Source organism: Octadecabacter algicola (assembly GCF_021532625.1).
Classification (GTDB): domain Bacteria; phylum Pseudomonadota; class Alphaproteobacteria; order Rhodobacterales; family Rhodobacteraceae; genus Octadecabacter; species Octadecabacter algicola.
Genome location: NZ_JAKGAR010000001.1, coordinates 1,225,441 through 1,239,030, shown reverse-complemented (window position 1 = coordinate 1,239,030; position 13,590 = coordinate 1,225,441). Strand labels below are relative to the sequence as shown.

The following is a 13,590-nucleotide window of genomic DNA, read 5'->3' as shown; positions in this document are numbered from 1 at the left end:
TTTCCTAAATACATCGGGAGCGTGGGGACGGCCCCCCGTTTGTGCAATTTCATCCTTGCTCAACCGTGACAGGCTTGGAATACCCGACTCCATGAAAATACTCTTCTTAGGCGACGTCATGGGCCGCGCAGGTCGCACCGCAATCATCGAAAGATTGCCAAAACTGCGCGAGGCATGGAAACTCGATTTTGTAGTGGTCAACGGTGAAAATGCCAGCAACGGTATGGGGCTGACATCAACCCACGCCAAAGCATTGCTAGACGCCGGTGCTGACGTTTTGACCTTGGGCGATCATGCCTTCGATCAAAAAGACATGATGCAATACTGCGAGGCAGAGCCACGCATCATCCGGCCTTTAAACTTTTCAAAAGCCGCCCCCGGCAAAGGCGCACGGGTCTTCGAGGCCACGCGCGGTCGCAAGGTTCTTGTTGCGCAAGTGCTTGGACAGGTCTTTATGAAACGCGCCTTTGATGATCCGTTTTCTGCCGTCGACAGCGTGCTTCGTGCTCATCCAATGGGCGGAAACGTCAACGCCAGTCTAATCGACATTCACTGCGAAGCCACGTCCGAAAAAATGGCGATGGGGCACTACTGCGATGGGCGGGCCTCGATTGTTGTGGGCACGCACACCCATGTCCCGACATCTGACACCATGATTCTATCTGGCGGAACCGCTTTTCAATCTGATGCAGGCATGTGTGGTGATTATAATTCCGTGATCGGTATGCAAAAAGAAGAACCGCTTCGACGTTTCATCACCGGAATGCCGAAAGCACGGTTTGAACCCGCCAAAGGCGAGGCGACCCTTTCTGGCCTTTACGTCGAAACCGATGACCGCAGTGGCAAAGCCACGCGTGTAGAACAGGTTCGACAGGGCGGGCTGCTGTCCCAGCAAGGGCCGATGTAGTGGCACCCTCGTTAATCGCGGCTTGCGCGGGCGTCGCCTCCAAGCGAAACTGCGTTAAACTCACGCGAAGGACCTAAAAACGTGGTCGAACTATTTGGAATAACACAAACAGGCCAAGCGGTGATGACCCTCACCGTGGTTGCCATCATGTTCGTTCTTTTCCTGCGCGAAACGTACCCCACAGAGGTCGTCGCGCTGACAGGGGTATCGTTGCTGTTGGCATCCGGCGTGTTGCCCTACGAAGAAGCCTTAACCGTCTTGTCCAACCCCGCGCCATGGACGATTGCTGCAATGTTTATCGTCATGGGCGCGCTTGTGCGAACTGGCTCGCTTGAGGCGCTTACTGCGATGGCAGAGCGAAACGCGAAGGATCGACCCATCGTCGCGCTGGGCGCAATGATGACGTTTGTTGTTTTGGCATCGGCCATTGTGTCAAACACGCCGGTCGTTGTTGTTATGATCCCGATTTTTGTCCAACTGGCGAAATCCATGGGGCTTTCGGCATCTAAGCTGCTGATCCCGCTGTCCTATGGCGCGATTTTGGGCGGAACGCTGACGTTGATCGGCACATCAACCAACCTGTTGGTTGATGGTGTTGCACGGGCCGAAGGGCTTGAACCATTCACGATTTTCGAAGTCACCCCGTTGGGTATTATCCTTGTGATTTGGGGCATGATCTATCTTGGCGTGATCGCGCCGCGCTTGCTGCCGGACCGCGACAGCATGGCAAACCTTCTATCTGACCGTTCAAAGATGCGGTTCTTTACCGAAGCCGTGATCCCGCCAGACAGCAACCTTATTGGTCGCGAAGTGACGGGCGTTCAATTGTTCAAGCGCGACGGTGTGCGTCTTATCGATGTGGTGCGCGGTGATCTGTCGTTGCGCCGCAACCTTTCTGGCGTGCAATTGGCGGTCGGAGACCGAGTTGTTTTGCGGACTGCGATGACAGAACTCTTGTCGTTGCAAGCAACCAAGGACTTGCGGCGCGTGGATCAGGTGTCTGCGGTGGAAACCCAAACAGTCGAAGTGCTGATCACTCCGGGCTGTAAAATGATTGGCCGAACGCTGGGTGCGTTGCGCCTGCGCCGTCGCTACGGTGTTTACGTTTTGGCGGTGCATCGCCGTAATCAGAATATTGGCCGTCAGTTGGATGATTTGGTCGTTCGCGTGGGTGACACGCTTTTGCTGGAAGGGTCCAGTGAGGACATTCAACGCCTTGCCGCTGACATGGATTTGGTTGACGTGTCACACCCGACCGAAAGGGCATATCGCCGTGCACATGCGCCAATCGCGCTGATAGCACTGGTTGGTATTGTCGGGCTCGCGGCCTTTGGTGTCGCGCCGATCTTCTTGCTAAGCATTTTCGCCGTCGCAGTGGTCCTGATCACACGCTGTATTGACGCCGAAGAAGCGTTTTCATTCGTCGACGGGCGACTGCTGGCGCTGATCTTTTCGATGTTAGCGATCGGCGCTGCCTTGCAGGCGTCAGGTGCCGTGGCGCTGATTGTTGAGGCCGTTGCGCCTGCACTGGCCATGCTTCCGCCGTTCTTGATTATCTGGGCCATATACCTGCTGACGTCGATCCTGACCGAACTGGTCAGCAACAATGCGGTTGCCGTTGTTGTGACCCCGATCGCGATTGGATTGGCGCAGGCTATGGGGCTTGATCCGCGTCCACTTGTTGTGGCCGTAATGGTCGCCGCCTCGGCGAGCTTTGCGACCCCAATCGGGTATCAGACCAATACGTTGGTCTATGGTCCTGGTGGCTATAAATTCAGCGACTTTCTAAAGGTCGGCGTACCGTTGAACCTGACTATTGGGTTGCTCGCGTCAGCGGCGATCCCATACTTCTGGCCGCTATGAACTAGCGGTAACGGTCGACGAAATTTCGCAAGATCGCGGGTGGGGCGGTGACATCCGCGGCATGCACCATCTCTGTCAGGGCCTCAGCATCCTCGGGGGGGAAATACCCTTTGTCTTTGTAGATACGAATACGTGTCGCAAAACCGTGCCCGTCTGCTTCTGGGTGGAACTGCGTTGCGTAGACGTTTGATTTATAACGGATCATCTGGAACGGGCAGGTGTCCCCACTTAGCAATTGAACCGCCCCATCGGGCAGGTGCTGCACCGCTTCTTTGTGCCCCACGAAGGCATCAAACTGCTGCGGCAGCCCTTGCAGCATCGCATCGACCTCTCCTTGGGCGGTCTGGGTGCAGGTGACTGCACTGACGGGTTCCCCGTACTGAGCTTTAGACACCTCCGCACCTAGGTGATGGGCAAGGATGCCAATGCCATAACAGCATCCCATAAAGGGGTGATCCATTTCGGTGATCTGCGGCATAAGCGAAAGGCACGCCGCCTCGGCGCGGGCGTCCAGTTCGGTTTTGTCCTCTGGCGCATCGGACACGCAGCCGGGGCCACCCCCGACAATCACGCCAGCGTAGTCGGTGACATCAAGATCCGGCAAGTCATCGCGTTCCAGACGAATACGGTGGGTGTCGGACGCAGCCAATCCACCAAAGCGCAAGAAGGCCGCGTATTCATCATCCGAGGCTTCGGCTTCGGGACGCAATTGCAGGATCAGGAAGCGTTTACTCATAGCGGCCAGAACACAAGAATTGCGGGAATGGAAACGGCAACCACAAGGATTTCCAACGGCAGACCGATGCGCCAGTAATCTCCAAAAGAGTACCCGCCGGGACCAAGTATCAAGGTATTGTTCTTATGCCCAATCGGAGTAAGGAACGCGCTAGAAGCCGCAACCGCAACTGCCATAAGGAACGGGTCCGCCGAGACGCCGAGGGATTGCGCCATCTGTATGCCAACAGGCGCGGCAACGATGGTTGTGGCGGTGTTGTTCAGAACATCCGATAGGGTCATCGTGACAATCATCAGAACCGTCAAGATCATCCATGGTGCGAGCCCTTCGGTTAGGCTCACTAAGGCGCCAGCGATCAGTTCAGTGCCGCCAGACGTTTCCAAAGCAGCCCCCAGCGGAATCATCGAGCCAAGCAAGACGACCACGGGCCATTCGATATGAGTATATAGTTCCGACAGCGGTACGATTTTTGCCAGCACATAGATGACAACCACGAGGCCCAAAGCGATAGGCAAGTAGACCAGCCCAAAGCTGGCCAGCGCCACTGCGCTCGCGAACAGGCCAATGGCGAGCCAGACCTTGGAGTTTGCAGTTACAGCGACGCCACGATCGGCAAGCGGAAGACAGTCGAGCCATTCCACCACGTCATTTGCGGCATCCTGCGGTGCAAGCAAAAGCAAGATGTCGCCAGCTTGAATTACGGTTTTGCGCATCTGGGATTTGACAGCCTTCCCCTTGCGGGAAAGTCCCATCAGGACCGTGCGTTGGCGCCATGACAAACCGATAGACTCGGCCGTCTTGCCTGTGATGCGGGACGTTTCTGTCGCGACGACTTCGATTTTCACGAGCCCGTCGTTTGCGGCAGATAGGATTTCTTCGCGTTTTGTATCGGAGAAATTCAGTTTCAATGCCGTCCGGAACTCATCCAACGCTTCGGGGGCGGCTTCCATGACCAAAATGTCGTGACTTTGAAGGGTCGCGTTTTTTGCGGTGCCGTAGCGGCGTTTGCCGTCTCGGATAAGGCCAAGGATCGCAACGTCGCTTTTTTCTGCGATTTCATAGAGTTCGCTGACGCGTTTGCCGATTTGTTTGCTGCCTTCAGGAACGGTCAATTCGGCAAGGTAATCTGTATAGCTTTCGAGCGATGCGCTGGCGGATTTTCCTTCTGGTGTTGGAATTAAGCGCCATCCGATGAGCGCGACAAATAGCAGGCCAACAATTGCGGTGATGCCGCCGACTGGTGCGAAATCGAACATCTTGAACGGCTCGCCCAGTGTTTCCTCGCGGATAGAAGCGATGATAATGTTAGGCGGCGTGCCGATCAGCGTGGCCATACCGCCAAGAATAGTCGCAAAGCTCAGCGGCATCAGGGACAAACCAGGCGAACGCCCCGCCTTTTTGGCGGTTTGGATATCGACGGGCATCAATAAGGCGAGGGCTGCAACGTTGTTCATGAACGCAGATAGAACGCCGCCAATTGCCCCCATAATCGCGATGTGAGCCCCAAGCTTCCTTGAGGAATCAACCAGCGTGCTGGTGATCAGTTGAACCGCGCCAGAGCGCACAAGCCCCGCCGAGACAACAAGCACCAAGGCCACAATGATTGTTGCCGGATGGCCAAACCCCGAAAACGCGTCCTTCGTCGGGACTGCGCCTAAGATTACGCCAATCATCAAGGCGGTGAACGCCACAAGATCGTAACGAAAACGTCCCCAAAGCAACATGCCGAATACTGCGCCAAAGAGGGTGAATAGAATGATTTGATCTGTACTCATGACAAAGGTGTAACGCGCCGGCCCCCTGACGAAAACACCGTAATTGGCCAGTAGGCGAAGGTCTGACGCCGGATGGGATTGCAGGCAGGTCGCCGCGTGCCCTATAGAGGGCGGCGAAACGAGATGTGATCGAACGGGAGAGCAGCAATGGCCGGCCACTCAAAATGGGCAAATATTCAGCACCGCAAAGGGCGTCAGGACAAGATCCGTGGCAAATTGTTCAGTAAACTGAGCAAGGAAATCACGATTGCTGCCAAAATGGGTGATCCTGACGTGGACAACAATCCGCGCCTGCGTATGGCCGTGAAAGAGGCCAAGAGCCTTTCCATGCCAAAGGACAACATCGATCGCGCCATCAAAAAGGCGATTGGTGGGGACGCAGAAAATTACGACGAAATCCGCTATGAGGGCTATGCGCCCGGAGGTGTTGCGGTGATCGTTGAAGCGATGACGGACAACAAAAACCGCACAGCGTCTACAGTGCGATCCACCTTTTCCAAGGCGGGCGGCAATCTGGGCGAAACAGGCAGCGTTGGCTTTATGTTCGACCGCAAAGGGCAGGTGGTTTATCCAGCGTCCGTTGGTGATGACGACACTGTCATGATGGCTGCGATCGAAGCCGGTGCGGAAGACGTGCAAAGTGACGAAGAACGCCACGTGATCATCTGTGGCGATACGGACTTGAACGATGTGTCCAATGCATTGGAAGCCGAGCTGGGTGAATCTGAAACCACCAAGCTCATCTGGCAACCCAACATCCAGTCCGAAGTTGACTTGGAAGGTTTGGAAAAGGTCATGCGTTTGGTCGAGGCGCTGGAAGATGACGACGATATCCAGTCCGTTACGACCAACTTGGATGCTTCTGACGAAGTGATGCAGGCGTTTGCTGAAAGCGACGGTTGATCTGAATGGAGTGGCTCACGCCACTGCATGAGAATTGGGCTGTTGTTTTGCCGTGAGCCAATCGCGATAGGCGGTGCCGTGTGTTGTTGATCGGTGCCATTGGCAACGGTAATTCTGAACAAGATACAAAGAGGATTACGCAGTGCTATCGGCATATCTGAATGGGTTTGGTGTTGCGTTTTCCTTAATCTTGGCGATTGGGGCTCAGAATGCTTTTGTTTTAAAGCAGGGGCTTAGGCGCGAATACGTGCTGCCAATTGCATTGGTCTGCGCGCTTTCGGATGCTATTTTGATTACCGTCGGTGTGTTCGGGTTTGCCGCCCTTACGAATGTGATGCCTAGTTTGGCGCCCGTGATGCTTTGGCTTGGGGCTATCTTCTTGCTGGCTTATGGCGCGTTTAGTTTTTGGCGGGCTTGGAAGGGCGGCGCTGGTTTGGATCCAGCATCGGGTAAGGGCCTGAGCCTTAAGGCGGCGGTGATGTTTTGCCTCGCGATTACATGGCTGAACCCACATGTTTATTTGGACACCGTAATGCTGATCGGGTCGGTAGCGACACGGTTCTCCGGTTTTGAGGTTGGGTTCTGGGCGGGGGCGGTAACGTCTTCATTTACCTTCTTTTTCGGGCTTGGTTACGGCGCGCGATTGTTGGCCCCCATTATGGCAAAGCCGCTGTCTTGGCGCATCCTTGAGGCTTTGATTGGTTGTGTGATGTGGGCCATCGCTTACGGTCTTATTCGCGGGGCTTGATCTTCCGCGCGCGGGGGCGTCTGGTGCGCCCATGGTAACTCAAGATCGTCCCCTTTTAGGTGTATTCTGGATGGCCCTAACGGGGCTGAACTTCGTAGCGGTGACTGCGCTCGTGAAACATGTCGGATCAGACGTGCCTGCCGCGCAAGGGGCGTTCCTGCGCTATCTGCTAGGGTTGGTGTTTTTGGTGCCGATGATCCGGCCCATTCTGGCCGCGCGCCTTACGAAACGGCAGCTTAAGCTGTTTGCAGCGCGTGGGGTGATGCACACCATTGCAGTCATATTGTGGTTCTTTGCCATGGCACGCATTCCTATCGCAGACGTCACCGCGATGAACTATCTGTCACCGGTCTACATAACACTTGGGGCGGCCATCTTACTGAAGGAGCCATTGCCACCACGCCGTTTGGCCGCTGTGGTGGTGGCCCTTTTGGGGGCCGTGATTATTCTTCGCCCTGGGCTGCGGGAAATCGATTCAGGTCATATCGCCATGTTGGGCACGGCTTTGATGTTTGCAGCAGGGTATTTGATCGCCAAACAATTGAGCGGAGAGGTCAGCGCGGCCGTTGTCGTCGGAATGCTTTCAATAACGGTGACGATCGGTTTGGCCCCTTTCGCTGTTATGGTTTGGGAACCTGTAAGTATGGCCAATATAGGCTGGCTTTTTCTGGTCGCCTGTTTTGCCACCGCGGGTCACTATTCTATGACGTTGGCCTTTGCAGCAGCGCCTTTGACGGTGACACAGCCTGTGACCTTCTTGCAGTTGGTCTGGGCCGTGATCCTTGGAGCGGTCGTGTTCAACGAACCTGTGGATGCTTGGGTTTTGTTGGGCGGGGGCGTCATTTTGGCGTCGGTCAGTTTCATCACGTGGCGCGAAGCTGTTGCTAAGCGGCGGATCACACCATCTGCGTATCAAACCAAAGGGTAACTGGACTCTAGCGCCAACAGACCCAATATAGACGTCATGTCATTGCCACCGGGATTTTTAGATGAACTGCGCACGCGACTGTCCATTGGGCAAGTCGTCGGGCGTAAAGTCATGTGGGATCAACGCAAGAGCAACCAAGGCAAAGGCGATCTTTGGGCGCCGTGCCCGTTCCATCAGGAAAAATCTGCAAGTTTCCACGTGGATGACCGCAAAGGGTACTACTACTGCTTTGGGTGCCACGCCAAAGGGGACGCGATTTCGTTTGTGCGCGAAACCGAGAATGTTGGGTTCATGGAGGCCGTTGAAATTTTGGCAGGCGAGGCTGGGATGCCGATGCCCAAGCGTGATCCGCAAGCCCAGCAAAAATCCGACCGGCGTACTCAACTGGCCGAAGTCATGGAAATGGCCGTGCAGTTCTATCGGCTTCAGCTAAAGACAGGGGCAGGGGCGGAAGCGCGTGCGTATCTGGCTGGGCGCGGGCTGGGTGATCGTGCACTTGAACGTTGGGAAATTGGCGTCGCTCCTCCGGGGTGGCAAAACTTATGGGATCATCTTACGGGTAAGGGCGTGACCGAGGATTTGATCCTTGGCGCAGGGCTCGGCAAGCCAAGCAATCAGGGCAAGAAACCTTATGATACGTTTCGCCACCGTATCATGTTCCCGATCCGTGATGCGCGTGGTCGTGCGATTGCTTTTGGTGGGCGTGCGATGGACCCCAATGACAACGCGAAATACCTGAATTCTCCTGAAACGGAGCTGTTTGATAAGGGACGCAACCTGTTCAACTTAAAACCCGCGCGCGAGGCTGCCGGAAAAGGGCAGCCCTTGATCGTTGCCGAAGGGTACATGGACGTGATCGCGCTAAGCGAGGCGGGTTTTGAAGCCGCCGTCGCGCCACTGGGCACTGCAGTCACCGAAAACCAACTGCAGATGATGTGGCGCGTTTCGCCAGAACCCGTCATCACGCTGGACGGGGACACAGCGGGTCAACGGGCTGCAATGCGGGTAATTGATCTGGCTTTGCCATTGTTAGAGGCGGGGCAATCGGTCCGCTTTGCGATGATGCCTGAAGGACAGGACCCTGATGATCTTTTGAAATCAGCCGGATCAGGCGCGATGCGCGATAAGATCGAAGGCGCGTTGCCGATGGTGCAACTGCTTTGGGATCGCGAAGTTGAGGGTAAGAATTTTGACAGTCCTGAACGCAAAGCCGCGTTGGACAAATCGCTCCGTGAGAAGATCAAGCTGATCAAAGATCCGTCTATTCGCAGCCACTATGGGCAGGCGATTAAGGACATGCGCTGGGACTTGTTTGGGGCAAAGCGCCCTGCCGCGATCGGTGGAGGTCCGCGAAATACTTGGACGCCGAAAGGCGCAAAACTGCCTGCGCAATCGAGCACAAAGGCGTCGATGCTTGCTGGGGATAACCTGTCCGAAGATCACCTTCGTGAGGCCGTAATCCTCGCGGTATTGATCCGCAATCCGTTGATTTTGAATGATTTCTATGGCGCTCTAGAACGGATGCGCTGTTCGACGCCCGAAGCGGATCACCTACGCCAAGCCCTACTGCGCATGGAGGCCGAGGAGGGCCTCCAGGATCAGTTGATCGAACAGATCGGCGAAGAGCCACTTGAAATGCTGTTCAGCCAAGCCCACGTGGCAATTACACCTCCGGTTCGTCGGCCTGACAATGGTGACATGGCGCGTATGTGCCTCGCCGAAGAACTCGCCAAACTGACCGCACGGCGCGGCCATGCGCATGAAGTAGAAGACGCTATAGAAGAGATGAACTCGGACGTGGCTGATGAGCGGTTAACGCAACGATTGGCGCAATCCATTGCGGCCATGAACAACGCTGGCCGCCAAGACAATGACGACAGTGCCGAATACGACACCAGTGGCAACGGAGCCCGAATCAAAAAAGAAGAACGCAGTGCTTTTGACGCACTTTTAGACAAAATCGACTTTGCAAAATCAGGCCGTGACACCTAAGTGGTTGTTCAAGCTGCCTTATTGGTCGAAACTGCGGGTTAACCGCCAAGGATTACCGCGGGGCAACAGCCCAAAGAAACAAGACGTTTGGCCATTGCGAATCACTCTACAGATTGATTGATTCGTGGCTAACCGAATCACTGCGAATCAGGTGCGGGCGAATCGCCCCACATTAGTCGAAGGAACAACGACACATGGCCGCCAAAGACACTGATGACCGCCACGCAGACGCCGACGGTGCGCACTCCCTTGATATGAGCCAAGCTGCCGTCAAGAAGATGATCGCCGAAGCCCGCGAACGTGGCACGATCACCTATGATCAACTGAACGCAGTTTTGCCGCCAGATCAGGTGTCCTCGGATCAAATCGAAGACGTGATGTCTATGCTCAACGAGATGGGCATTCAGGTCACCGAAGAAGAAGAGTCCGAAGAAGTCGATGACGACGGCAAGTCTAAGGAAGTAGCCACTGTGGCTGGCGGGCGTGAAGTGACGCTTGGCGCGGCTGAGACTGAAAAGCTTGACCGCACCGACGACCCAGTTCGCATGTACCTGCGTGAAATGGGCAGTGTTGAGCTGCTGTCACGTGAAGGCGAAATCGCCATCGCCAAACGAATTGAAGCCGGCCGCAATACAATGATCCTTGGGCTTTGCGAAAGCCCTCTGACATTCCAGGCGATTACAATCTGGCGCGACGAATTGCTGTCAGAAGACATTTTGCTGCGCGATGTTATCGATCTTGAGACAACGTTCGGTGACCAGATGGCGGAAGAGACCGAGGAAGCGGCAGTCGTAACTTCCGGTGACGGTGACAAAAAAGAAGAAAAACAAGAACTCGATGCAGACGGTAACCCGATCGCGAAAGACGATGACGACGATGAAGAAGATGCGGCAAACCTGTCTCTTGCTGCAATGGAAGCGCAACTGAAGCCACAGGTTTTGGATACGCTGGAATTGATCGCACGCGATTTTGCCAAACTGTCAGACATGCAAGACGCGCGGATGTCCGCGACCTTGAATGAGGACGACAGTTTTTCTGGCAAAGAAGAAAAGAAATACCAGAAATTGCGGTCTGAAATCGTTGAGCTTGTGAACTCGCTTCACCTGCACAACAACCGTATCGAAGCGCTTATTGACCAGCTTTATGGCATCAACCGCCGTATCATGCAGATCGACAGCAATATGGTGAAACTGGCTGACCAAGCCCGTATCAACCGTCGTGAATTTGTCGACGCCTACAAAGGCCGTGAGCTTGACCCGACGTGGTTGGACGAGATGGGTCAGAAGTCAGGTCGTGGTTGGCAGATGCTGATTGAACGCTCAACTGGCAAAATCGAAGACCTTCGTGCAGAGATGGCACAGGTAGGTAACTACATTGGGGTCGATATTTCCGAATTCCGCCGCATTGTTCAGCAGGTTCAGAAGGGCGAAAAAGAAGCTCGCCAAGCCAAGAAAGAAATGGTCGAAGCCAACCTTCGTTTGGTTATCTCGATCGCTAAAAAGTACACGAACCGTGGCCTGCAATTCCTTGATTTGATTCAAGAAGGTAACATTGGCCTGATGAAAGCGGTTGATAAATTCGAATATCGCCGTGGCTACAAATTCTCGACCTATGCGACATGGTGGATCCGTCAGGCGATCACCCGTTCTATCGCTGACCAAGCCCGCACGATCCGTATTCCGGTACATATGATCGAAACGATCAACAAGCTGGTCCGTACTGGTCGTCAGATGTTGCACGAAATTGGTCGCGAACCGACGCCGGAAGAATTGGCCGCCAAGCTGCAGATGCCGCTTGAGAAGGTACGCAAGGTCATGAAGATCGCCAAAGAGCCGATCTCCCTCGAGACGCCAATCGGTGACGAGGAAGACAGCCAGCTTGGTGATTTCATTGAAGATAAGAACGCCGTTCTCCCGTTGGATTCCGCGATTCAGGAAAACCTGAAGGAAACCACGACACGCGTACTAGCATCCCTGACGCCACGCGAAGAACGCGTGTTGCGGATGCGGTTCGGAATTGGGATGAACACTGACCATACGCTTGAAGAAGTCGGTCAGCAATTTAGCGTTACCCGCGAGCGTATTCGCCAGATCGAAGCGAAAGCGCTTCGTAAGTTGAAACACCCAAGCCGGTCGCGCCGTCTGCGGTCATTCTTGGATCAGTAATCGAGTAACGGTAAAGGGCGTTTTGCCCAACACAAGGGAAGACCTAAACATGGCCACCACGACTAAGAGCACGACGACAGCAAAGGCTGCGGCAGCATCCGACGCCAAAAAAGATGGCCCGACACCTGAACATAAATTGCGTATGCGTGTAGGCCGTACGATTGGACGCGGTGTTTGGCTCACGGGGTTTAAGGCCGAAAATCCCAACGCGACCAAAGAAGAACGCCGTACTGCATGGTACGAAGCCCAAAAAGATTTCACGAAGATCGGCATGAAGGCGCTGAAAACGTTAGAAAAAACGGGCTACCAGGTTATTGAAAAACCTAAAAAGTAAGAGCTTGAGATTTTTTCATAGGGCAGGGACACTTGCCTTATGAACTTTGATATTCAGACATCTGGCTCCGGCCTTTATGAATTTACCCGCGACGTGGCAGGACGGTTGCACGGGACGGGTGTATTGACCCTTTTTGTACGGCACACCTCGTGCTCACTCCTTATTCAAGAGAACGCAGACGCCGAAGTTCAATCTGACCTTTCGGCATTTTTTGAGCGGCTCGTTCCACCTTCGGATCACCCGTCCATGTCCTACTTGCGGCATACCTATGAGGGCCCTGACGACATGCCTGCTCATATTAAGGCGGCAATCCTTCCGACCAGCCTGCAGATTCCAGTTATTGACGGCCGAATGCAGCTGGGAACGTGGCAAGGCATATACCTTTTTGAACATAGAACGGCTCCGCATCGGCGGCAGGTTATAGGGATGATGTCTTGAGAAAATCTGCGATTCAGATTGCGGCTGAAAATTGCAGAGAGACTGCCGGGCGCGCATCTGATCTGTCCATAAGCCGACTGCGGTGCAATATGACGGCAGTGGCACATCAACGCTTAAAATGTAGACTTGGTTTTGTCCGTGCACTCACCAGCAGGGGGCGATCTTGTACGCTGACGTCCATCCAAATGGTCAAAATACGCCCAAACTCAGCGCGGGTAGATAGACATAATTCAACATTGGAGGCGCTATGAGGTTCGCTATTGCTTTGATTGCTATCACAAATCCTGCTTGGGCCGTATGCCTTCCATCGGAAGCCGCCTTCATGTCCTGTCAGATCGAAAACAGCGAAAGCGTTCTACGTGTCTGTTTTACGGAACACACGGCTTACTATCGGTTTGGCGCACTAGGCCAACTTCCTGAACTGGAACTTAAGGAGTCGATCGAAACCTTCGATTACACCCCGTGGCCTGGCGTAGGGCGCGCGATCTGGGAGACGGTTCAGTTTGAAAACAACGGATACTCATATGAGGTTTCGGCAGGGTTTGAACGCATGTTCGATGAGGAAGAATACGAAGACATCCCACACAGAAATTTTGGCGGGGTCCGTGTCACGCGCGGCGATGAGGTTATCACTGATCTGTCTTGTGCACGCGAAACCGTTGATTTTACGTGGGATGTAGCGCTCGGAGAGGCCAAAAATAACCTTGGATATGTCTGGGACCACCTTACTCGCGAGTGGAACGCACTGCCAGACTAGCTCCAGACTGTGGCCCATCCGACTCATGATGTTGTGGTGTGATT

The 13,590-nt window shown here is 54.5% G+C and carries 12 protein-coding genes; 10 read left to right on the top strand and 2 right to left on the bottom strand.

The window, feature by feature from the left end; all coding sequences use genetic code 11:
* Positions 1–91: 91 nt before the first annotated feature.
* Entirely contained in the window at positions 92–907 is an 816-nt protein-coding gene (locus L0666_RS06105) for a TIGR00282 family metallophosphoesterase (RefSeq protein ID WP_235259418.1), read from the top strand.
* 123 nt (positions 908–1,030) lie between these two features.
* Positions 1,031–2,770 carry an SLC13 family permease gene (locus L0666_RS06100; protein WP_235259569.1) on the top strand — a complete coding sequence of 580 codons (1,740 nt, stop codon included), beginning with the start codon at positions 1,031–1,033 and terminating at the stop codon, positions 2,768–2,770.
* 1 nt (position 2,771) lies between these two features.
* Here L0666_RS06100 and L0666_RS06095 read toward each other — a convergent pair whose 3' ends face one another.
* A complete protein-coding gene (locus L0666_RS06095; protein WP_235259417.1) occupies positions 2,772–3,506 on the bottom strand; it encodes a glutamine amidotransferase in 735 nt (244 codons plus the stop codon).
* Positions 3,503–5,281 carry an SLC13 family permease gene (locus L0666_RS06090; RefSeq protein ID WP_235259416.1) on the bottom strand — a complete coding sequence of 593 codons (1,779 nt, stop codon included), beginning with the start codon at positions 5,279–5,281 and terminating at the stop codon, positions 3,503–3,505. The genes L0666_RS06095 and L0666_RS06090 overlap by 4 nt, the downstream gene beginning before the upstream one ends.
* 147 nt (positions 5,282–5,428) lie before the next feature.
* On the opposite strand from L0666_RS06090, the gene L0666_RS06085 reads away from it, so the two are divergent.
* From L0666_RS06085 to L0666_RS06050, 8 genes are all read left to right on the top strand, one after another.
* Positions 5,429–6,184: a YebC/PmpR family DNA-binding transcriptional regulator gene (locus L0666_RS06085; protein WP_235259415.1), complete on the top strand. Its 756-nt coding sequence runs from the start codon at positions 5,429–5,431 to the stop codon at positions 6,182–6,184.
* A gap of 142 nt (positions 6,185–6,326) precedes the next feature.
* On the top strand, positions 6,327–6,932 hold the full coding sequence (locus L0666_RS06080) for a LysE/ArgO family amino acid transporter (RefSeq protein ID WP_235259414.1): 606 nt from the start codon (positions 6,327–6,329) through the stop codon (positions 6,930–6,932).
* A 31-nt stretch (positions 6,933–6,963) separates the two neighbouring features.
* Positions 6,964–7,860, top strand: a complete 897-nt coding sequence (locus tag L0666_RS06075; protein WP_235259413.1) for a DMT family transporter — start codon at positions 6,964–6,966, stop codon at positions 7,858–7,860.
* A gap of 36 nt (positions 7,861–7,896) precedes the next feature.
* On the top strand, positions 7,897–9,852 hold the full coding sequence (gene dnaG / locus L0666_RS06070) for a DNA primase (RefSeq protein WP_235259412.1): 1,956 nt from the start codon (positions 7,897–7,899) through the stop codon (positions 9,850–9,852).
* Positions 9,853–10,046: 194 nt separating this feature from the next.
* Entirely contained in the window at positions 10,047–12,017 is a 1,971-nt protein-coding gene (rpoD, locus tag L0666_RS06065; protein ID WP_235259411.1) for an RNA polymerase sigma factor RpoD, read from the top strand.
* A gap of 49 nt (positions 12,018–12,066) precedes the next feature.
* On the top strand, positions 12,067–12,351 hold the full coding sequence (locus tag L0666_RS06060) for a hypothetical protein (protein ID WP_235259410.1): 285 nt from the start codon (positions 12,067–12,069) through the stop codon (positions 12,349–12,351).
* Positions 12,352–12,390: 39 nt separating this feature from the next.
* Positions 12,391–12,789, top strand: coding sequence for a secondary thiamine-phosphate synthase enzyme YjbQ (locus tag L0666_RS06055; RefSeq protein WP_235259409.1), 399 nt, complete (start codon positions 12,391–12,393; stop codon positions 12,787–12,789).
* A gap of 247 nt (positions 12,790–13,036) precedes the next feature.
* Positions 13,037–13,546, top strand: coding sequence for a hypothetical protein (locus L0666_RS06050; protein WP_235259408.1), 510 nt, complete (start codon positions 13,037–13,039; stop codon positions 13,544–13,546).
* Positions 13,547–13,590: the final 44 nt, after the last annotated feature.

Coding starts and splice junctions, on each gene's coding strand:
- L0666_RS06105 (WP_235259418.1), top strand. CDS start 92: ATGAAAATACTCTTCTTAGGCGACGTCATGGGCCGCGCAGGTCGCACC.
- L0666_RS06100 (WP_235259569.1), top strand. CDS start 1,031: ATGACCCTCACCGTGGTTGCCATCATGTTCGTTCTTTTCCTGCGCGAA.
- L0666_RS06095 (WP_235259417.1), bottom strand. CDS start 3,506: ATGAGTAAACGCTTCCTGATCCTGCAATTGCGTCCCGAAGCCGAAGCC.
- L0666_RS06090 (WP_235259416.1), bottom strand. CDS start 5,281: ATGAGTACAGATCAAATCATTCTATTCACCCTCTTTGGCGCAGTATTC.
- L0666_RS06085 (WP_235259415.1), top strand. CDS start 5,429: ATGGCCGGCCACTCAAAATGGGCAAATATTCAGCACCGCAAAGGGCGT.
- L0666_RS06075 (WP_235259413.1), top strand. CDS start 6,964: ATGGTAACTCAAGATCGTCCCCTTTTAGGTGTATTCTGGATGGCCCTA.
- dnaG (WP_235259412.1), top strand. CDS start 7,897: ATGTCATTGCCACCGGGATTTTTAGATGAACTGCGCACGCGACTGTCC.
- rpoD (WP_235259411.1), top strand. CDS start 10,047: ATGGCCGCCAAAGACACTGATGACCGCCACGCAGACGCCGACGGTGCG.
- L0666_RS06060 (WP_235259410.1), top strand. CDS start 12,067: ATGGCCACCACGACTAAGAGCACGACGACAGCAAAGGCTGCGGCAGCA.
- L0666_RS06055 (WP_235259409.1), top strand. CDS start 12,391: ATGAACTTTGATATTCAGACATCTGGCTCCGGCCTTTATGAATTTACC.
- L0666_RS06050 (WP_235259408.1), top strand. CDS start 13,037: ATGAGGTTCGCTATTGCTTTGATTGCTATCACAAATCCTGCTTGGGCC.